This is a genomic window from Deinococcus pimensis DSM 21231, from assembly GCF_000519345.1.
Lineage (GTDB): Bacteria > Deinococcota > Deinococci > Deinococcales > Deinococcaceae > Deinococcus_A > Deinococcus_A pimensis.
Genome location: NZ_KI912654.1, coordinates 121,394 through 141,013 on the forward strand (window position 1 = coordinate 121,394; position 19,620 = coordinate 141,013).

Annotated in this window: 20 protein-coding genes; 8 read left to right on the forward strand and 12 right to left on the reverse strand. The window is 65.3% G+C overall.

What is annotated here, in order from left to right; translation table 11 throughout:
* Window positions 1-21: 21 nt before the first annotated feature.
* On the reverse strand, window positions 22-342 hold the full coding sequence (locus DEIPI_RS0115430; protein ID WP_027482365.1) for a nucleoside triphosphate pyrophosphohydrolase: 321 nt from the start codon (window positions 340-342) through the stop codon (window positions 22-24).
* 13 nt (window positions 343-355) lie between these two features.
* Window positions 356-1,474 carry an HNH endonuclease domain-containing protein gene (locus tag DEIPI_RS0115435; RefSeq protein ID WP_027482366.1) on the reverse strand — a complete coding sequence of 373 codons (1,119 nt, stop codon included), beginning with the start codon at window positions 1,472-1,474 and terminating at the stop codon, window positions 356-358.
* A gap of 123 nt (window positions 1,475-1,597) precedes the next feature.
* Here DEIPI_RS0115435 and DEIPI_RS31580 point away from each other — a divergent pair, with 123 nt between their 5' ends.
* Complete coding sequence (locus DEIPI_RS31580; protein WP_045234437.1) at window positions 1,598-1,876, forward strand: barstar family protein; 279 nt, start codon at window positions 1,598-1,600, stop codon at window positions 1,874-1,876.
* On the opposite strand, the gene DEIPI_RS0115445 is transcribed toward DEIPI_RS31580, so the two are convergent.
* Both DEIPI_RS0115445 and DEIPI_RS0115450 read right to left on the reverse strand, forming a co-directional pair.
* On the reverse strand, window positions 1,863-2,693 hold the full coding sequence (locus DEIPI_RS0115445; RefSeq protein WP_027482367.1) for an IS5 family transposase: 831 nt from the start codon (window positions 2,691-2,693) through the stop codon (window positions 1,863-1,865). The genes DEIPI_RS31580 and DEIPI_RS0115445 overlap by 14 nt on opposite strands.
* A 132-nt stretch (window positions 2,694-2,825) precedes the next feature.
* On the reverse strand, window positions 2,826-3,428 hold the full coding sequence (locus tag DEIPI_RS0115450) for a hypothetical protein (RefSeq protein ID WP_169737128.1): 603 nt from the start codon (window positions 3,426-3,428) through the stop codon (window positions 2,826-2,828).
* On the opposite strand from DEIPI_RS0115450, the gene DEIPI_RS35650 reads away from it, so the two are divergent.
* Window positions 3,423-4,214 carry a DUF6884 domain-containing protein gene (locus DEIPI_RS35650; RefSeq protein ID WP_052351762.1) on the forward strand — a complete coding sequence of 264 codons (792 nt, stop codon included), beginning with the start codon at window positions 3,423-3,425 and terminating at the stop codon, window positions 4,212-4,214. The genes DEIPI_RS0115450 and DEIPI_RS35650 overlap by 6 nt on opposite strands.
* 290 nt (window positions 4,215-4,504) lie before the next feature.
* On the opposite strand, the gene DEIPI_RS0115460 is transcribed toward DEIPI_RS35650, so the two are convergent.
* Window positions 4,505-5,242 carry a type 1 glutamine amidotransferase domain-containing protein gene (locus DEIPI_RS0115460; RefSeq protein WP_027482370.1) on the reverse strand — a complete coding sequence of 246 codons (738 nt, stop codon included), beginning with the start codon at window positions 5,240-5,242 and terminating at the stop codon, window positions 4,505-4,507.
* A gap of 381 nt (window positions 5,243-5,623) precedes the next feature.
* On the opposite strand from DEIPI_RS0115460, the gene DEIPI_RS0115465 reads away from it, so the two are divergent.
* Both DEIPI_RS0115465 and DEIPI_RS0115470 read left to right on the forward strand, forming a co-directional pair.
* On the forward strand, window positions 5,624-6,121 hold the full coding sequence (locus tag DEIPI_RS0115465; RefSeq protein WP_027482371.1) for a GIY-YIG nuclease family protein: 498 nt from the start codon (window positions 5,624-5,626) through the stop codon (window positions 6,119-6,121).
* Window positions 6,118-6,741 carry a hypothetical protein gene (locus tag DEIPI_RS0115470; protein ID WP_027482372.1) on the forward strand — a complete coding sequence of 208 codons (624 nt, stop codon included), beginning with the start codon at window positions 6,118-6,120 and terminating at the stop codon, window positions 6,739-6,741. Before DEIPI_RS0115465 ends, DEIPI_RS0115470 begins: the two co-directional genes overlap by 4 nt.
* 470 nt (window positions 6,742-7,211) lie before the next feature.
* Here DEIPI_RS0115470 and DEIPI_RS0115475 read toward each other — a convergent pair whose 3' ends face one another.
* Window positions 7,212-8,618 (reverse strand): hypothetical protein, encoded by a 1,407-nt coding sequence (locus tag DEIPI_RS0115475; RefSeq protein ID WP_027482373.1) that lies wholly within the window; start codon window positions 8,616-8,618, stop codon window positions 7,212-7,214.
* A gap of 238 nt (window positions 8,619-8,856) precedes the next feature.
* Complete coding sequence (locus DEIPI_RS0115480; RefSeq protein ID WP_027482374.1) at window positions 8,857-10,023, reverse strand: tyrosine-type recombinase/integrase; 1,167 nt, start codon at window positions 10,021-10,023, stop codon at window positions 8,857-8,859.
* 139 nt (window positions 10,024-10,162) lie between these two features.
* Between DEIPI_RS0115480 and DEIPI_RS0115485 the strand changes: the two genes are divergently transcribed.
* Window positions 10,163-10,699, forward strand: a complete 537-nt coding sequence (locus tag DEIPI_RS0115485) for a hypothetical protein (RefSeq protein WP_157463704.1) — start codon at window positions 10,163-10,165, stop codon at window positions 10,697-10,699.
* A gap of 76 nt (window positions 10,700-10,775) precedes the next feature.
* Here the strand turns inward: DEIPI_RS0115485 and DEIPI_RS0115490 are convergent, their stop codons facing one another.
* The 4 genes from DEIPI_RS0115490 to DEIPI_RS37925 all read right to left on the reverse strand — a co-directional run bounded on the left by DEIPI_RS0115490 (window position 10,776) and on the right by DEIPI_RS37925 (window position 16,108).
* Window positions 10,776-12,593 carry a DUF927 domain-containing protein gene (locus DEIPI_RS0115490; RefSeq protein WP_084474362.1) on the reverse strand — a complete coding sequence of 606 codons (1,818 nt, stop codon included), beginning with the start codon at window positions 12,591-12,593 and terminating at the stop codon, window positions 10,776-10,778.
* A 7-nt stretch (window positions 12,594-12,600) separates the two neighbouring features.
* Window positions 12,601-13,764, reverse strand: a complete 1,164-nt coding sequence (locus DEIPI_RS0115495) for a tyrosine-type recombinase/integrase (RefSeq protein ID WP_027482377.1) — start codon at window positions 13,762-13,764, stop codon at window positions 12,601-12,603.
* Window positions 13,765-14,036: 272 nt separating this feature from the next.
* Complete coding sequence (locus DEIPI_RS0115500; RefSeq protein WP_157463705.1) at window positions 14,037-15,650, reverse strand: hypothetical protein; 1,614 nt, start codon at window positions 15,648-15,650, stop codon at window positions 14,037-14,039.
* Between the two features lie 272 nt (window positions 15,651-15,922).
* Complete coding sequence (locus DEIPI_RS37925) at window positions 15,923-16,108, reverse strand: helix-turn-helix domain-containing protein (RefSeq protein WP_157463706.1); 186 nt, start codon at window positions 16,106-16,108, stop codon at window positions 15,923-15,925.
* A 776-nt stretch (window positions 16,109-16,884) separates the two neighbouring features.
* On the opposite strand from DEIPI_RS37925, the gene DEIPI_RS0115505 reads away from it, so the two are divergent.
* Both DEIPI_RS0115505 and DEIPI_RS0115510 read left to right on the forward strand, forming a co-directional pair.
* Window positions 16,885-17,958, forward strand: coding sequence for a serine hydrolase domain-containing protein (locus tag DEIPI_RS0115505; protein WP_027482379.1), 1,074 nt, complete (start codon window positions 16,885-16,887; stop codon window positions 17,956-17,958).
* Window positions 17,948-18,610, forward strand: a complete 663-nt coding sequence (locus DEIPI_RS0115510) for an ArsR/SmtB family transcription factor (protein WP_157463707.1) — start codon at window positions 17,948-17,950, stop codon at window positions 18,608-18,610. The genes DEIPI_RS0115505 and DEIPI_RS0115510 overlap by 11 nt, the downstream gene beginning before the upstream one ends.
* Before the next feature lie 123 nt (window positions 18,611-18,733).
* Here the strand turns inward: DEIPI_RS0115510 and DEIPI_RS0115515 are convergent, their stop codons facing one another.
* Window positions 18,734-19,033 (reverse strand): helix-turn-helix domain-containing protein, encoded by a 300-nt coding sequence (locus tag DEIPI_RS0115515; RefSeq protein WP_342667518.1) that lies wholly within the window; start codon window positions 19,031-19,033, stop codon window positions 18,734-18,736.
* A 96-nt stretch (window positions 19,034-19,129) separates the two neighbouring features.
* Between DEIPI_RS0115515 and DEIPI_RS0115520 the strand changes: the two genes are divergently transcribed.
* Window positions 19,130-19,594 carry a hypothetical protein gene (locus tag DEIPI_RS0115520; protein WP_157463708.1) on the forward strand — a complete coding sequence of 155 codons (465 nt, stop codon included), beginning with the start codon at window positions 19,130-19,132 and terminating at the stop codon, window positions 19,592-19,594.
* The last annotated feature ends 26 nt before the right edge of the window (window positions 19,595-19,620 follow it).

Sequence of the window (19,620 nt, forward strand, 5' to 3'; positions counted from 1 at the left end):
AAGGCCGCTTTTTTCGTGCCTTCAGTCCCTCACGCTCAGGAGCCGCAGGCGACGCTCGAACCCGCCGCGCGCCTCCCGCCGCTCACGCTGCACGGCACGCACCTGCGGCTCGCTCAGCCCTTCGGCGCGCATGACGGCCTCGATGACTTCCAGGAGATCCGCGAGTTCCGTCGCCCGTTCCTGCGGTGACGCGTCGCGCGCCTCCCGGGCTTCCTCGACGAGCTTGTCGAGCAGCGCCCGCAGGAACACCTCGCCCTCCATCACCTCGACATCGGCGGTCTTGCCGGACGCTTCGATGATCTCGGGAATGCGGTCGCGGACGAGCTTGTCATAGGTCTTCATCTCAACCAGTGTCCTAAAAGCGCGCGAGGTTTCGCGCGTCCGCGACGGCGCTGACGAAGTGCGACACGGCGAGCGCGAGGGCCGTCGGCTGAGGTGACGGCTGGCCGAAGCGCAGCGAGACGTCTTCCGACAACACCTGCGAGAGTTGAGGGGAAGCGTGGTACGCGGCGTACGTGCCGCTCAGTGCGCCCATGGCGCGTTCGAACGCCTGAAGACCCGGGAGGCGGTCACGTTTCTTGTGCTGATTGAAGGTGCGGTCGCTCGGCACGAGGTTCCACAACTCGTTGATGGGGTATACGCTGACAGGCAGCACGTGATCCAGATCGTACGCCTCGCTCGAGAGGGGACGGTGCGTCCACGGACAGGTGAAGATGTGCCCTTCGAGCATCAGCAACTCCACCTGGTTGCGTTCCCAGCTAAGTGGGCGGCGGTTGTCCGGTCGGGTGGTGAGTAACGTGGAGATCTCACTGCGGTCCTGATCGAGCCGTAGGGCGAAGGCGCTCCACTCGTACACGCACAACGCCTCCACCCACAGGGACATGCGCGCCAGCGTGTCCCACAGGTCGGGCGTGACCAGCAGGCACGCCTCGCGTGGCGAGGTTCCGGGCAGCGCCGGAACGCCCAGCACCGACGCGGCGGCAGGCTTGGGGAACACCGTGTGCAGCCCCGGTCCGGCGTACCGGATGGGTTGACGCAGCGCGTCCGAGAGCGCCGTGATGGCACGCCCATACGCCTCGCGCAGAACTGAAGGGTAGGAGGCGCGGCGTCTTGGGGTGCGCATCTCGTGGATGACGGTGAAGCCGTCCGCGGAGGTGTCCGGTCCGTACAGTTCTCGCCAAAGGTTCCGCAGCTGCGTCAGGGCCGGGCGGAAGGACACGTCGTTGCGCCACACGCCATCACAGAAGGTCCGTGGGCCCTGCCACACGGGCTGCACGTCATCCATGAACGGCCAGTAGTACGCCAACCAGAACTCTGCGAGCAGTCGTAGCGGGACCGCCACGCCCTCCTCACCCCGTACGTCGAGGTACGACAGACGCACGTCACCCAGCGCACGTACGAGCGCGATCTTGTACGTGCTGAGCTTCGCGTCGTGCCGCAGAATCGACGCGAGAAGCGCCTGAGGGTCCGTCATTGCGGCTCAGCATAACTGCTCACGCTTCCCGCCGACCTGTCACTTCTGAGGTGCTTAGGTCGTGTCGGCCAAGGGACGGCACAGTGGTGCCAACTGTGTCTGCCCACGTGGAACACTGATCAGGTGAACTTCAAGGTCATCATCGTGGACTGTTCGGGCGTGACCTCCGAAGACGAGTTCTGGGAAGCGTACGTGCGCGACGTGAACTCACCCCATCCCGGCTTTGGCCGTAACCTCGATGCCTTCGCTGATTCCTTATGGGGCGGGCCGGGTGCTCCAGTCGCGAACGAGGTCCGCTTCGTCGGGACCGCCTCGCTCGAAGCCTTGCGTCAGGGTCGGTTCCTGGCCCTGCTCAAGGACCTCGCGCATGACGCTCCCGACACCCGCATCACCTTCGAGTAGCTTCCGTCAGCCACAACGGCAACCACTCCAGTACGGCCACGACCGTCACGACCGCCGCGAAGTGACTCGCGCGCTTCTCGTACCGCGTCGCCACGCGCTGCCAGCGTTTCATCCGTCCCACAAGCCGCTCGACCCGGTTGCGCTCCCGATACGTCACCGCGTCGAAGGTCGCACGTGAGGGTTGGTTGGTGCGGCGCGGAACGACCACACGTATTCCACGACGGCGTAGGTCACGTTGGATGCGGTGGTACGAGTAGCCCTTGTCGCCCACCACCTGCACTGGCCGGATCTTGGGTCGTCCTCGCCCGCCGCGCTTGACTGCACCCGTACACATCAGCTCATCGAAGAAGGCCGCCTCGTGGCGCTCGCCACCACTGGGCACGAACGCGAAGGGTCGGCCGTGCCCTTCGGCGCGCAGATGGATCTTCGTCCCGAAGCCACCACGGGAGCGTCCCAGCGCTTCGTGCTGCTGTCCACCTCGGGCACCGGCGGCACAGAGGTGCGCGCGAACGACGGTGCCGTCCACGAAGTGCGTGGACCAGTCGAGCTGCCCAGCACGGTCAGCAAGTTCGAGCACGCGAGTGAACACGCGCTGCCAGACGCCTTGCGCGGTCCAGCGGCGAAAGCGGCTGTAGATGGTGGTCCACTTGCCGAACCGTTCGGGCACGTCGCGCCAGGGAGCGCCCGTGCGGATGGCCCAGAGGATGCCGCTGACGATGGGTCGGTGGTCCAGGTAGGGACGGCCACGTCCGTTGAGAGCGGGGAGCAGTGGTGAGAGGTCAGCCCATTGTGCATCGGTGAGTTCTTCGCGGCACAACGTGCAAGGGTAGCGGCTCTTCGTGAGCCGCTATCATTGGCCTACACGACGTAGCCGCTCGTTATGCGGGTGAACTGACAACCGCGGGCGCTCCCCCTCGGGGGTGCAAGCCCACCGTGTGCTTGTGTTCTGTCATCCGATACGCACCGTGTGATGCGTACTGAGCTGCAGGGCCCGCAGTAGCATCCGCGTTACGCTGTCGAAATCCATATTCGACTTCAAGCGAACCGTATCAATGCACTTGGAGGCATCATCCGTTTGGGATACAGCGAGCGTGGTGGGTGGATCGAGCTCCCGCATGCTGTAGAAGCGGTCTCCGCCCCGATCATGAATTGGTTGGATCCGCAGCAGAACGCGGTCATCCCTGGATTTAGGTTTGAGGCTGACGAGGACTGGTCTGGAGTTGCCTTCGTGGGAAGAGGGGCCGAAGCCAAGGTAGTCGCTTCGAGGCGCCCAAGCGTACCCGTACGGCTGACCGTACTCCTCAGCGATGATCCTCACCTGCTCGACCAGTGCGCGTTGGACAGCCGACAGCTGTTGAAATTTGGCGTTGACGTTCCCACCAGTCATACTGTTCTCCTCGGCTGCATCATAAACAGTCAGTTTTGTTTCATGACCACACAGCGCAACATACTTGAGGTGAACGGGCATGGTTGCGCCTTGCTGGCCAGAACCGAGCTGCGAAACTGGCATATGCCGTATGTTCTGTTTGCACCAGGAGGTCAGGAAATGCAAGAAGAGCCCCCCAACTGGATGGTCCTCAAAGACTGCGCGGAGGAACTCACCCGTGCGGGCCGAACCCCCTTCACCCGGCAGGACCTCATTGCTGCCGTGCAGGCCCACTTCCCGGACCGGGGCGAGAGTTCGCTCAACCCGATGATCCAGGGCATGACCGTCAACCTCAAGGGCGGCGCGCCCGGCGGGGTGGGGAAGGAGGTCTTCGTCTCCGTCGGTCGTGGGCTGTTCCAACTCCTCGAAGGAGCAGCGGCCACCGGAACGGCACGAGACGTCGAAGACAGTGCAGCGAGGCCTGTACGGGAAGCGCGTCTCCCTACCCGGCCAGTGCCCACGCCAGCACTCACGTTCAGCAGTACGCCTCCGCTCGTGCTGGTCTCGTGCGTGAAGAGCAAGCGCTCCGTTCCCGCGGCGGCGCAGGAGCTGTACATCTCCGCCTGGTTTCAGAAGGCACACACCTACGTGCGCTCCCACGACCTGCCCTGGTTCATCCTCTCCGCCAAGTATGGCCTCGTCGATCCCGGAATGTGGCTCGACCCGTACGAGCTGACCCTCAACGAGCTGCCCGTGCAGCGTCGCCGTGTCTGGGCGGACGAGGTGATGCGTGACCTTCGCCCGCACCTCCAGGCAGGCCAGACTGTCCTGCTGCTCGCAGGTAGGCGGTACCGGGAGTTCCTCGTTCCGCAGCTCGAAGCGCTTGGTTACCCGGTCGAAACGCCCCTCGCGCACCTCCCCGGGCTTGGCGCGCAGCAGACCTGGATCGATACGCACACGCGGCGAGAGTGAGCCTCAGCCGCTGACCTGCCCCTCGACATCTTCCATCTGTCCTGTAGGAGTTGCTCGGATACACTGCGCCGATCGAGCGCCTTTGCCTCAAGGCAAAGGCGCTGAGGGCTCAACGAGCGTGATCGGGACGGCTGGACGACGTCATTCGAGGGGCACGCCTCGTTCCTCAAGGGCCACGCGTCCCCCAGCCCGCGCTGCCGAGGCGTTTACCGGAGGCCGCTCCAGCCTCGAAGGTGTTAACTCTGACAGCAGCTTCGCGCCGTTCCTGGCCGTTCCTACGGCCCTGATCATCAAGGGTGCCGCGCCTCCTTGCCCACGTTTCGCAGCAGCGTCCACGCGGCTGCCGAAAGCACCCCGAGTTCCAGCGCGCCCCGCAGGGCGGGCAGGGGCGTCCACTTCATCGCGCTGATCGCTGCCGCGGGCGGCTCCGAGCGCTGCGGCGCGGACAGCGTGAGGGCGGACCGCGCCCTCAGCTCGGTCGGTGCGTCCCCGAAGTGCGTGAGCGTCGCGCGGGTGAACGCCGTGAGATCCTGCGGGCCACGGCTGGACACCCAGTTGCCGTCGTACACGACGTCCTCGTCGAGCCAGGTCGCTCCAGCGTGCACGAGGTCGTCGCGGATCCCAGGCCATGAGGTGAGCACCCGCCCCGGAGTTACGCCCGCCGAGGCGAGCAGCCAGGGGCCGTGGCAGAGCGTCGCGATGGGCTTTCGCGTCTCGTCGAAGGCACGGACGAACAGTCGAGCCGCCTCCGATTGACGCAGCAGATCCGGATTGATGAACCCGCCGGGGATGAGCAGCGCGTCGTACTCCTCGGGGGTGACGTCGCCCAGGAGGCGGTCGACGCGGACCCGCGCGGCGGGTTCGTGCAGGTTCATCCCGCGAATGCGGCCCGCGCGAAGCGAGACGATGTGTACGGTCGCGCCGGCCGCGCGAAGGGCCGCGACGGGCACGGTGAGCTCGACGAGTTCGAAGCCGTCCGTGGCGAGCACGGCGACGCGGCGGCCTTGCAGGGGGCGAGGTCGGGTCATGGGTCCTCCCGGGTAGGGCGTGGGGGTAGGTTCGGGGCGGTCTTCACGTCCGGGCACCAAGGGGTATCAGGTCCGGGTGTGCCCGGCGGTCTGTGCGCTCGTTCCAGCAGGCACCACCGCCCGTTCGGCGGGCGGGTGGCGCGGCGTCTGTGGAACGTGAGGTTCGTCAGGTCTTCTGCCCAGGGGTGTTCCCCGTCCTTGTGGCGATTTCATTGTTGGGGTGGGCGGCGTGAGCGTCCGCGTCTCCCGGTGAAGGGCGCTTCAGAGTCGTGGTCGTCCTGTTCACTTGGGGTGTGAAGTCGTTCCGCTCACGCCAACCGAGGGTAAGCGCCCCGACATATGTGCCAGGGCGATGGGAACCCGACTGGCAGAATGAGCGGCATGACCTCCGAAGGCGACGCCCAGAGGAAACGCGTCCTGTTCCAGACCTGGCTCAGTCACCATGCCGAGCGCCGCCTCCTTCTCGCGTCCACAGAGCAGACGCTAAACGAGCGGGCCGTTCTGAAGGGCCTCACGGCCCTCGTGGAGAGCCAGCCGGACCGCGAATACGTGTACCTCCTCACCGAACACCGGGAAGGACAGATCATCCCTGCCTATATCGGCAAGAGCACCACGCCCGTCACCCGCTGGACCAGTCATCTCAAGAACCTGCTGAGAGGGACCGGCAGTTATGCCCGCTGGCAGCGGCGGCTCCTGCAGGAAGGCACCCTCACCGCTCGCTCCGACCTGCACCTCACCCTCGTCGGGCAGACGCAGGTGCAGTTCCCACCCATCCCGGACTTTCCTACCACGATCGGCGCGGTCGAGTACCAGCTGATCGGGCTCGCCGCGGACGCATTTCAGGAGCGGCTCCTCAACCACGAAGGGCAAGGACGATGACCAACCTGCAAGCCTGGCTCGACAGCTTCCCCGAAGCGCGCTTCACAGGGCTGTTCGACACGGACGGCCTCACCGTCCGCACGCACCAACGGGGGAAAACGCAGGAGCGGCATATCCTCACCCGCTCTCCTCAATTTGAAGAGGCCATGATCGACCTCGTCGAACGCGGCCTTCAGGACGACTGCTGGCACGGCCTCCTTTACCTGATGGGCCACGGGACACGCAACGCGTTCATTCCGCTGTATGTCGGGAAGGCCGAGAAGCGTGGCAAGACGCAGCAGATCAGCGCGAACCTACGGAACCTCCGCAGCAACCACGGCTTCTTCGCCCGCTGGGGCTATAACACCGACTACCACGTCGGTGACCTCAGTCACGCCCTGTTCCATTTCACGGCGTACCGCCCGCCGTCAAAAAAGTACGAACGCTGGGCGGACGCGCTGTTCGCTTCGGTCGATCCGCCGGTGCTGCGCGCGCCTGTGAGCATGCTACTGCTGCCCTGGTACGAGAACAGTCGTGGTCCGAGCGGCATGATGGGGTCCGTCGCGTCCGCTGAGAAGGAAGTCATCGCGCTCGCGAGCGCCCTGCATCCGGACACGCTCCTCAACATCGACGGCCGTTAGGCGAACGTGAGCATCCTGCGATGGTGCCCGCAGGTGCAGGCTGGGGCGCAGCAGTCCTGGAGTACGCCTGGGCCACGTCAACATGGAAAAGGACTGGACTACACCGACCCCCTTCGCTTCACCCCGTTCAGAGCAGCGCGAGCCAATCGGGCATCACGAGCGGAGCGGTAAGGAACACTGGGGTCGCCGCGGCCACTCGTTCTATGTGATGCGTCGCGAAAATAGTGTGCAGGACGAGAATGGGTAAGTTTCTCCCGTTCTCGAAGGAGAAATTACGGCGCCAGGACAGCGTTTCGTCTTTTTCGACGCGGCATCAATGATGGATGTCCGGCGGTCTCCCGCCCCTCCCGGTCCCCCCAGGCCCACCTTCCCCCTCGTCTCTTCCGATTCCCCTTCGTCTCGATCGCTCTTCTTCCCGCTGTCGCGTCTCCCTACCTTGTTGGTCCCTTGGCTCTCCGCTCCTGCCCGCGCTACATCAACGTCTCGCGCTCCAGCTTCGTCGCGAACCCCAGTTGCCTCGCGCGCCTGTCCACCGCTGCCTGCACGCGTCCAACGTACCGCTCGACCCGCTCCGGCTGCGTGATCCGCACGTAACACCCGTCATGCAGCCACAACACCATGCGGAACTCCGCCTCCCGTCCCGTTAGGTCCAGGGCCGGAGCCATCAGCTGAAGCTCGTACGACTGCGCCTCATGCGCCAGGAGCGAACTCACAGGCGACTTGTTCCTCGCCACACGCCGCTCCGCCAGCAGATGCCGACCCCCAAAGGCGTCCACGATCCCGCCCTCCGACCGCAGCCGCATCGCGCGCCGATCCCGTCCGTCCAGCAACTCCTGCACCAACGGTGACGCGAACACCCGCTCCACCCGCTCCGCCCCGAACCACTCCGGCGCTTCCCGTCGTAATCGCGTTCGGCTCATGCCAAACGCCGTCGAGTACACCAGACGTTTGAACATCCCCTTGTCCTTCGCCTCGAGCCCCACCAGGTCCAGCAGAGGCTGCCAGACGGACGTCCCGTCCTCCAGCGACTGCGCCAGCAGCTCATTGACCGTCGGGAGGGTCCACAACTTTCCGATGATCGCGAGCTGCGCCGCCGCCAGATCAAGGTGTTCGCACCCCGTCAGCAGCACCGCCCGCACGTTCGACGACAGGTGCGCCATGCTCTGGCCGTACGTGTAGATGCGCGGCGTGCGCGCCACGGACTGATACGTCGGCACCAGCCCCAAAAGCCGCAGGACGTGCAACGTGCGCAGGTTCGCGCCCTGCCGCTCCGCCCGCTGGATCGTGAGCGCCACGTCCTGCGCCTGACTCAGGTAGGCCTCGAACTGACGAAACACGTGCGGCGGCGTGCAGTTCAGCAGCCGGATCCAGGAGGCGTTAGGCCCGGGCTCCGGCTCGTACGCCTGCCTCGCGTCACGGCTCGCCCTGGCGTACACGTCGCCCTGCTTCTTCGGGACCTTCCGTCCGGTCACGAAGTCCACGAGGCTGTACGCCTGCGAGATCTCCTTTTCCATCTCGATCGTCATCGCGACGTCCAGGTCGATGGGCATCTTCACCACCCCCGTCCGGGCTCGTCCAGCCAGCCAATTCGCCTCCGTGAACTCCGCGTTCACACCCGAATGTTCCAGAAAGTCGTCCAGGAACCGCTGCGCCACGTACGCGTCCCGCAAGGGTTGATCGGGGTACTCCAGCTGCGCCAGGACTTCACGACTCAGGACCGCGTGACGCGTCAGGTCATCACGCCACACCGGGAAGAGCATCTCCTGCAGGAGACGTGCGAACCTCGGCTCCTCGAACACGCGAGGATAGCGTTCCTGGAGTCGGTCCCTGAAGTCCCACGTGATGGCGACGTTCGCCTGCCGCATCAGCAGGCTCATACCAACACCTCCGGTCGCCAGGCGAACCAGAGTGCCGCAAGGCACCTGTGCTGTTTCCTCAAGAACCAGGCGTCAGCGCCTTGCCCCAGCCACGCTGCCAGCAGTCGCTCGAACCATTCGGACATCCACCGCAGTCTAGAGGAGCCCGAGGACCTGCCCCGTAACGCCTACAGCCCGACCTCAAGGTCAGGCTGCACAGGCAACGAGTGACGGAGTGTACTGACAACTCGAGGGCGTCTTACGCTGCGGGTTCGTCCGGCTGGTCGTGCTCGTCCCTGGTCGCCGCGCTCCTGATTTTGAGCGGGTTGGGTGTCAGCAGGTCCGAGAGTGCGAACGTGTGCTGCTCATGCTCCTCCACGAACACATGACGGTAGATGTCCGCCGTCGTACTCGGCCGGGAATGCCCGAGCTTCTCGCTCACCACCTCCATCGGAACGCCCTTGCTGAGCATCAAGCTCGCATACGTATGCCGCAGGTCATGAAACCTCACGTTCCCCAGCCCTGCCTGACGCGCGATCTTTCCCGCCAGCTTCGTCAACGAATCCGGGTACAGCCGCTGCCCCTCCACGTTCGTGAACACGTACTCCCCAACCCCACACGTGGGCAGCGAGCGCAGCAGCGCCACCGTCTCCGCCGCGAGATGCAAATCCCGCACCCCCGACTCCGTCTTCGGCTCACCCAGCACCGCCTTTCCGTTCACGACCGTCACGTTCTCCCGCACCCGCAGCAGCTCCCCGTCAAGGTCCACGTGCGCCCACTTGAGCGCGCACACCTCCCCACGCCGCAACCCCGTCGCAATCACAAACGCGAATAACTCCCCCAGTCGATGCGCCCTCGCAGCCCGCAGGAACAGCTCCACTTCCTCCGCGTCCAGGGCCCGCGCGGTCTTTCCCCGCCGGAAGCTCGGCAGCCGCGCCACCTCCGCGACGTTCCGCGTCACCAGCTCATCCAGCACCGCTTCCTGAAGCGCCTGCCGGAGGATCACTCGCGTCTGATGCAACAGCGACCGCGAGTACCCCCGGTCCGTCAACTTCACGTACGCCCCCCGCACCTCACTCGGCTTGAGGTCCTGCACCCGTCGCGACCCCAACAACGGCAGCAGATGACGGTGAATCACGTACGCGTAATTCGCGAAGGTCTTCGGTGCGAGACTTGGCCGCTTGAGCTCCAACCACCGCGGCAACCACTCCGAAAGCCGCACCACACTCGGCAGGGTCAGCAACCCCCGGCTGTGATCCGCCACTGCCCGTGTCCGCTCCCGCTCCGCGTCCCGCCGGGTCTTCTCCGTCCCGCTCCTCAAAATCTGCCTGCCGTGCTCATCGAACCCCACGGTGATCTGCCAGCGGTAACTGCCGCTCGGCAGCCGCTTGACGCAGCCCGCACCATTCTCGCGTCGTTTCATCATGTCACTCCTTCTGCCCGTCCAGCTCAAGCTGGGCAGGAGTGATGTTCGCTCTGACTGCACGCGATAGCCAGTTCGCGTCCTACGCGCGTCCGCAGGCGTAGGCGAAGCCTTTCACCTCACACCTGTCACGCGCCGGACGATGGCAACGTCACAGGACATGCGCGCCTTCCAGCAACTCCTCGGCATCCTCCCCGAAGCCCGACCGACACACAGTGAGCAGCTCGAGCGGGTCGTCCTCACCCGCCACGTCACGACCTACCTACGTCGACAGGCGGCCCTCCACGCGCCATCCCGAACGGGCTTGCTGTTCGGCTGCACACGTGACGACACCCTCAAGGTCACCCTCGCCATGAACGCCGCGCTGCCCAGCGTCCCGTTCCGCCCAGAGCAGCTCACCGTGAACGCGGCGCATCTGCTGGGCGCGAGTGAAGCGCTCGGCCTCGCTTACGGTGGCCGCATCGACTGGTGTGGGGTGTGGGTCATCCCGAGCGGGGGTCTATTCGGCCCCGCAACCCAGGACGCGCCACTCGTCCGCCAAGCGGAGGAGCGCGGGTACATCGACGACCGCGCCGTCCTGCTCACCGCGGGTTTCGAGGAGGGCACCCTCATGGCGCGGGCGTACCTGGGGTTACGGCTCGCGGATCCCTTGGACCTCCCGGTGGAGTTCGGCGTGTAAGCGGTCCTGCCCGCGGGTGTGAGGTGAGAGACAAAGATTACGCGTGTGGCACGCGGCTTTAGCTCACACGTGTCCGTCACACCTCATTCCAGTCTGCATCGCTGTTGAAGTCGTCCTCGATCACTTCTCGGGGAATGACCAGCGCCCGCGACGACATCTGACGTTCCGCGTTGTACACCGACCGCGTTGCCTTTCCTTCCTTGTCCGGCTCCACCCAGCCGCGCTCCACCCACCGCTGCCCGTGGAGTTGCACGGCGTCTGCACCGACCCGCCGAAGGAACACAGGCGCGGTCGAAAGTACGTTCCAGTGCGTCTGTGTACGCCACCCGGCGAACTCTCCCTGCACGTGCAGCTGCACTTGGCCCCCCTGATGCTTTCGTCGCCGTTCCCCCTGCAGCAGCATCAGCCGGACCAGGTCGAACGCGGTCGCGGCTGGGTTGCTGTCCTTCCGTTGCGCCCACAGCATCCGCGCGAGCTGCGCGGGTAACGTCAGGACGTCCTCGGGCGGCGTCAGATGCAGAACCTGCTCGAACAGCACCTCCAGCGTGGCCTGCACCACCGCCACCGCGTGCCCCCAGTCGCGCAGGTCCCGCAGGTCGTCCTGCGCGCGTAACGTTTTGACGCGGTCCTCAAAGCCCACCCAGTCCCGCAACGCGACCTCCGCGACCTTGGGCCCCAGGTGACCGACACCGCACTCCCAGGCGTCCTCCAGGAGACGGGCGCGCCGCTGCCCTTCCTCGGTGCCTTTGCCCGCGTCACGTCCCAGCGGAGGGTGCTCATCCGCGTTGAGTAGCAGCAAACGGTTATGGCTTCCTGCATGCACAAACGCCGGGCGCGCTTCCCCTACCATGATGACCGCCCCACCCAGCGGATTTCCTCCGATCATGCCGCTGGACGCGTGTCCACGCGCGTACGACTGCCCGTTGGCGAACAGGTACACCACGCGTTCCAACAGCTCAGGGTCCTTCGCGGTGTGCGCCTCGTCAATCAGATGCGGGAGACCGCCCAGCAGCTCGAGGGTCTGCACGAAACCCGCCTGGGTGGTGTCCGTCGCTTGTTGCGTGAACGGCTGCTCTCCTGGCGTGGCCCACGCACCCAACGCGAAGAACGTGACGGTGCTTTTCCCGACGCCGGAGTCCCCCGCGATGTACGACACAGGATACCGTCGGGGCTTGACGCGTCGGAGCAGCGGGGAGGCGAGCGTCAACCCCAGCGTCCACCAGAAAATGACCGCGCCGGACCAGGTGGCCGCTTGACGCAGCAACCGCTCGTACGCCCCTTCGTCCTGTCCAAGGGCGAAGCGCTCAAACCGCTTCCCGGTGAACGTCACGTCCGCGCCGACACTGCCGTGAGGGGTGATCAGGACGGTTCCATCCACCAGACCCATCCGGTCGCTGATCAGCCGTTCGTGTAACCGCTCCGCGTTGTGCGTGGCGAACTCCACGAGGTACTGCGCGATCTTGGCGGCGTTGCTGCCGTGAACGGGCGCGCCACGCGTTGCAAGCAGCTCGAGGACGCCGCGGCTGCGGGCCAGGGCCAGACGGGACGCGTGGACGCGGTGTGCGCCGCGGTGATCTTCGAAGGTCACCTCGAGGTACTGCTCACCGCTCGCGAGGTTCCGGCCGAGGGCTGACACGTACAGCCGTCCACGGTAGATACTTTTGGGCATCGCCGAGTGCATCGAGACTAGGTCTCCATCAACGGGGTCGACGATGTACGAAGGGGGAAGGTACAACCGTTCCTGGGTGTCCGGGTGGATGCAGTACAGCCTGGGTGATCGGAGCGGGTTTGGTGCGTTGTCCGCAGGAGCTTTTTGGGAGTACATGGACTGGTCGGGGTTGGCGTGTTCGTCGAAGAGGGAGCCGTAGCTACGGTCGTCGTGATGATCAGGCATAAGAACCTCAGTGGGTCTGGCTGGGCGCGGTGAGGAGTTCGGTCAGACCTTTGGCGTGCGTGTGATGTTCGTCCTCATACACATGGCGGTACCGATCGAGGGTGAACCCGACTCGGGCGTGCCCGAGCTGCCGCGAGACCACCTCGACGGGGACACCGCCGCGGAGGAGCAGGCTGGTGTTGGTGTGTCTCAGGTCGTGCAGGCGAACCTTTCCCAGCCCGGCAGCCTTCGCGATCCTGCGAGTGAGGCGGGTGATGTACTCGGGGTTGAGTCGCGTGCCGTCCGGGCGGGTGAACACGTACTCGGGTGGGGCGAGCCAGCCACCGTCGAGGTATTCCTGGTCTTGCTGCGCCCGGTGCTGCTTCAGCAGCGCGACCGTCTCAGAGGCGAGGGGCACGTCACGAAGACTCGCGTTGGTCTTGGGGGAGCCGAGGGTGGCGCGTCCCCCGATCACGGGGAGGTTCTCGCGGACCTTGAGAACGCCGCGGTCGAGGTCCACGAACTCCCATCTGAGGGCGCAGATCTCGCCGCGTCGAAGTCCGGTGGTGACGCTGACTTCGAAGAGGACACCGAGGCGGTGCGTGTGGGCCTGCGCGAGGAAAGTGCGGGTCTCGACAGGGGTGAGGGCGCGGCCTTCACGTTCGGCTTTGGCGACCGGGAGGGGGACGAGGTCGGCGACGTTGCGGGGAATGATCTCGTCGAGGAGAGCGTCGCGGAGGGAGCCGCGGAGCAGCGCGCGGAGTTGCCGCAGGACGCTGCGGGAGTAGCCCTGCTCGACAAGCGTCGCGTAGAACACGCGGATGTCACTGGGTTTGAGGGCCTGCAGGCGGGTGCAGCCCAGGCTGGGGTAGAGGTGCCGCTGGGCGAGGTGGGTGTAGTTCGCGTGGGTCTTGGGGGCGAGGCGGGGTTGAGCAGTGGTGAGCCAGTGACGGATCCAGGGTTCGAGGGTGAGGGCTTTGGGGGTGGCGAGATGCCCGCGTTGAAAGTCAGCCATGGCGATCGCCATGGCGTGGTAGGCGTCGCGTTTGGTGCGTTCGGTGCCGCTGATGCTGATCTGTTTGTTGTTGCTGTCCCAGCCTGCGGTGAAGCGCCAGTTGTAGTGGCCGCTGTTGAGCTTGCGGGGTTCGGAGCCTGCGCCGTTGGGGCGTCGGGGTTTGCGCTGAGCGGTCATGCGGGCCTCCTTCGGCAGCTGAGAGGTGTCGGACGAGGAAGGAACGGGAACGGTGCTGGGATGGCCATGGGACACTCCTGAACGTTGAGACCTGAGGGCGCACAGGGCGCGCTTGGGAAGGGGGACACGAGGACGCGCCACCTGGAGATCAGGTGGCGCGCTGGGCTGACGGAGAGCGGGGAAGTGTCAGGGGACAGGTCTCCTGCGCTTGAACGGTCACGCCGGATCAAGCGGGGTCACCTCAGTGGATGGGGCGAGCAGGACCTGCGTGCTCACGCGTCCCCTTCGGTGTCCTTGGCGAGCTCGGAGAAGTAGTCCTCGTCGAGGAGACGTTGGACGTCAGGCTTGTTGTAGATCCGGAGCACGGTCTGCTCGGAATCGCCGAGCAAGGCGGCCGCTTGCAGCACGCTGCGCATCGACGCCCCCTGTCGGCCGACGATGTGTTCGGTGACGTCACTCCGAATGGCGTGGGGTCGGTACGCGTGCCCTCGAATTTCGAGACAGCTGTCACGGATGAGGCGGTAAAAGCTGTCTTCGCGGCAGCGTCCCCAGGTTGGTTGGCCGTTTTGGTCCAGCTTCCGCTCGCGGCCCGGGAAGACGTAGGGACACACGTGTTCGAAGTCCGGGCCGATCGTGGCGCGCAAGTGATCTCGCCACCTGTGGATCCATTGGGCTTTCACGGGCGGCAGCTTGATGCGGTACTCGCGGGGCTCTCGCCCGGTCGTGCCGTTCTTGAGCTCTTCCGGGCGGAAGTACACCCACCACGCGCCGTCCGCGTCGGCGTAGAGGTTACGGCCCCACTGCATGTCGCACCAGTTCTTGATGCGTACGGGCGCGCCGGAAGCCAGGCCGTAAAACGTCGCGGCTTGCTGGCGGCGGTGGAGTTGGTGAGGATTTGGGCGACCGTTGAAACGCCGAGGAGGTGTCTTGGCGAGGGTGAGCGCGAGCGCCTCCATTTCTTTGGGGGGCAGCGGCGGCAAGTCGGGAAGCTTGCTGATCTTGCCGTTTCGGTGGCCAAGCTGACGGGTGTCTCGTGCGAGTCGGTAAAAGCGCGTCCAGGGGGCGGAGGACGCGCGCGAGAAGGGATCATGGCCACTGCGAAGCTGTCCGGTGATCTCGAGGTAACGCGCGACGGCTGCGAGGGCCATGCAGAGCATCAGGAACAGGCCGTATCCGCCGTGCGCTTTGCGGCTGAGGTACCAGCTGCGGACCCGTAAGGCACGGTCGTAGTTCACCAGGTCGAGCAAGGACAGGTCCTGCAGGTGCTCGACGGTGAGGGCGTACTCGACGACGCGGTTCAGGCAGCGTCGGTAGCCTTCCAGCGTCTGTGGACGCAGTTGGTGGCGCTGAAGATCCTCGTGTCCAGGACCGACGTAGAAGGGATCAGCGTACGCGGCTTCCATCTTGGCAAACTCACGTTTGAGGCCTTCTGGCCATTGCGTCATGGAGAAGGGCGCGAGCGTCGTTCGGTACGGCTTCCACAGGTACCCTCCAGGAACGGGCCGTAGGGTGGTGTGATTTAGCCTGGGTGCCATGTCGATCAGGACCCGCCGCATCCAGGAGCGTAGGCTGCTCTCGAGGTGGGGGGACGGCTTGGTTCCTCGGCGCTGGGTGGCCCCCCGAATAACCGCGTCGAGAATGCGGTCTTCTTCAAGGGCGAGGAGCGTGAGGTGCGCGGTGTGGAGGTGGTCGCTGCCGGACGCGCCGAGCGCGAAGTCTTTGAGGGCCCGCTCGTAGTTGGACAGGTCGGAGGATGAACGGTCGCCGTTGGTGGCGGGTTGACCGTCCGCTCGGGTCTTACCGTCCGCGCGGACCTGTTGCTTCCAGGCTTCAAAGAGGTGGTGTAGGGATTCCGGTAAGGCCTCGATTGTACGTATTTTGGGCATGTCATTCCTCCTGGGGGTTGCGTCGTCATCTATGCTCAACTTCACAAAGAAATCAAGCAGTTACGCGCACTTAAACAGCTTTGTCTTTGTGACAGCATCCTGTCTGGGAAAGCCAGGAGTGGACAAAGAGAGCGTGCCCAACGAGTCCGACGACGAGGCAGTGGACTCTATTGGACACGCGTGGACAGCAGCGGCGTGCATTGTTGCTGAGAGGGCTTAAAACTGTGCTGAACCTCGACTGGGACGCTCGACGCGTCATGGCCATCGGTTAGTCAGTTTTGATGCTCATCTCCTGTGGGACTTCGAGGGGTCAGCAACTCTTTGAGGCTCAGGCGTTTGGAGCGGCCGAAGGTGTACTCAGTCAGCTCTCCCCGCTGCACCATGCGTTTCAGTGTTCGGGCGGACACCCCGACAAGCTCCTCCGCCTCTTGGTAGGACACTAACTTCCAGTCGCTCACAATGGATCTCCTCACGCGAGTGGGCTTCGGCCAAGGGACGAACAGGTTGACTACACGAGCCCTCCTCAAGCTGGGTGCAAAGAAAGACGGCCGGGAGTGTGCTCCCGGCCGTCACAAATCTGCACTTTGTTTTACAGTAAGCGCTTTCTCTCCGCTTTTCAAATTATTTACAGTCCCTGAGATCCGAGGTCGTCAGATTGCCCGAGTCTCCGCCACAACTGCTCGGTAAAACTCTCACCGGGTGATTCCTCGAGAAGCAGGCAAACGTACGGTAGTTACGAAGCAAGGCCGTCCCACCGAAGTTGCGGTAGGCCAGCTGGTGGGATCAGCGCGCTGCATGATGTGCCTGCTGAAGCTCCAGTTCTGTTAGCGAGCTGATCTTGCAGCAGATTCTTCCTATTGGAAGATATGTCTGTAGATGTTCTAAAAGATGATCCTCTGCACCTAGTAGATATTTGCACCATTAATTTCAGTGACCTTCTCAAAAACCCGCACGAAAATGACCAGGACGAGTAACCTCGATCGTTCGAACACGGAATGACAGTACAGGGCAGGGCGGCGTCTTTGGACGCCGCCCTGCCCTCACGTTTGTTTTGGAAAGGAGACCAGTGGCCTTTGCCGCCGGGGGTGACCCCCCAACCGCACAGTACCGCAAGTGGCCCGAGGACGTCTCGACGTGCGTAGGACCACTCGAGGAGGACTTTTACCTCGAGCCGTCCTGCCGCTACCTGAATCGTCACCTCGCCATTCAGCTTGACCGAGGCGCAAGCTGAAGCATGACCGCCGCACCCTTCCCGCCCGACCAGGCGGACCTGACCCGCCGACTCGACCTCCTCCGCGCTCAGCATGGCGTCCCCGGCCTCGCCTGGGGCGTCACCCCCCTTGACGGACCCGTGCTGATCGGTTCGAGCGGCCACCGTCATGCTGGCCGCGCGGAACCCCTGACCGTGCACGACCGACTACATCTCGGCTCGTGCACCAAACCCCTCACCGCCACGCTGCTTGGCACCCTCGTGCCCCAGGTCCTCACATGGGACACCAAGGTGAGCGACGTGTTCGAGCACGTGCACGACGCGTACCGGGAGGTGACCCTCACCCATCTGCTCACCCACACCTCCGGACTGCCGCCCTTCACCCAGGACGAGGACTTCCAGGACGCGCCCACCGGGGCAACGCCCCAAATGCAACGTGACGCATTCGCCGCGTGGGTCCTCACCCTCGCGCCCGCCGCGCCGCTCGGCGAATACCTGTACTCCAACGCCGGATTCGGCGTCGCCGCCGCGCTCGCCGAACGCTTCACCGGGCGGCCCTGGGAGACACTGCTGCAAGACCGCGTCTTCCGACCCCTCGGTATGAGCAGCGGCGGGATCGGCTGGCCCGCCGAGGTCCACCCGGACAAAGAACCCTGGGGGCACCGCTGGCAGGACGGGCACTGGCAGCCGCACGACCCCAGCGACGGGTACCGCCTCCACCCGGGCATCGCGCCTGCCGGGGACGTCCACCTCAGCCTCCAGGACTTCCTGCGCTTCGCGCGTGATCACCTGCGCGGTCTGCGCGGACACAAGGGACTGCTGCCCGTCGAGATGTACGCAGTGATGCACGAGGGCCACAACGCCGACCGGACGGCCGGACTTGGCTGGGGCGTGCAGCGCTACGGGCCGGACGAGGCGAAACGCGTCAGTTCGCACCTCGGAAGCGCCGAGACCTTCAAGGCGTTGATCCTGCTCCTCCCGGACGACGACCACGCGTTCGTGATCGTCGCCAACGCCGCGGGAGAGGCGGGGCACGCCGCCGTTCAGGAAGCGCTTGGTGTGCTCGTCCCCGCCTTCACGCCCTCGCATGTCGAGTGACCTGCCGTTCTGTGTGACGGACGGGCGCGCGAGCGCGTTTCTCGTGGATCCTGCCCTGCGCAGGTACTTCTACCCCTTCCTGAACCACGAACGCACCGTCGCGGAGGTCGCGCGGGAGCTCGGGGAGACCTCGAACGCGGTGCTGTACCGGGTGCGTCGCATGTGCGACCTCGGTCTGCTCCGCGTCGCCCGCACCCTGCCGCGCCGGGGACGCGCGGTGAAGGTCTACACCAGCGTGGCCGAGCGGGTGTTCGTGCCGTACGCCCGGACGCCCCTCGCGGATCTGGGAGAGGCGCTGCGGCGTTCACGCCTCCAGCACGAGGAGGTGCTGATCTCGGGGCTCCTGGCGGTGATGCGCGGTGAGCAGGCCGACGCGGACTGGGGGCTGCTGCTCTACCGGGAAGGGGAGACGGTGTACGCGTACGACGCGCTGGAAGGTCGAGCGCCGTGGAATCCGACGGGTCCTCGTGAACCTGCCCTGCTCGACTACGCCTTCACGGTGAACGCGTTGCCGTTCGAGCGGGCCAAGGCACTTCAGCGAGACCTGCTGGAGGTACTCGCGAAGTACTTCTCTGGCGAGGAAGCCACGTCCGGGAGCCCGTACGCGGTGCGCATCGCCCTGACGCCCCTGCCGATTACCAACGGAGAGTGAGGAGTCAAGCGGGCGACGAGCCACGTCCTCCTGACCCCCGAAGGGAAGCCGTCCCAGAAGCACCGCTTTGTCGGTCCGTGGAGCAGGGCTCTACACGTGCACTCGGTGCTGTCCTCGCCCTGCTCAGCGCGGAGCTCGCTGGGCAGGCTTCGCCTTCGGTTCCTGTTCCACCTGCTCGATCAGCTGCAGCACACTCAGGTCGAACGCCCGCGCGAGGACCCCGACCACCTCGAGGGTCGCGCGGTTCATGCCCCGCTCGAGCGAACTGACATAGGTCCGGTCGAGGTTCGCGATGTCCGCGAGGGTCTCCTGTGACCAGCCCCGCTCGGCGCGCAGGCGGCGCATGACGCGTCCGAGCCGCGCGGAAAGCTCCACGACGGGGCGTGGCCGTCGCGCTTGCTTGGCAGGGGAGGGGTCGGGCACCGCTTCACGCTAGGCACCCCCTGCCCCCAGCTCCACAGGATATATCCATCAAGACCATGGTACGGTCAACTTCAGCGCCACACAGAGGAGGACACCGTGCACGAAAACGAACAACCTGATGAAGCCGTACGAACGATGGAACTCGAACTGACCCTGCACGCGCTGCTTGCCCAGTCCGTCGCCCGACGGTCCCGCACGCCCGACCGGGGTGAAGCGGCCCTGCGGGCGGAACGGGACCAACGCCTCTGGCCGCTCGAGCTCACCCCTGAGCAGACCACCCTGGTTCAGTCACGGCTGGACGACCTCGCGCGCGACGTGTCCCTTGACGTCCTGGACCTGCTGACGCTCGCCGTGGCGCACGTCCTTCCTGCTGAGCCTCCAAGCGCTCCTGACGTGTGGGCGATGACGGCTCTGCGTCTCGAACGGCTCCGTGGTGTCCTCGACGTGCTCGAGGCGCAGCTCGCCCGACAGGCGGGAGCGGCTGAGACGCAGGAGGCGCGGCTGTCCGGTGACGAGATCCGGGCTCGCCTCACCTGCCCGGCGAAACCGAGCGTGACCTGACGGAACACGAGCGCCCACCCTGTACG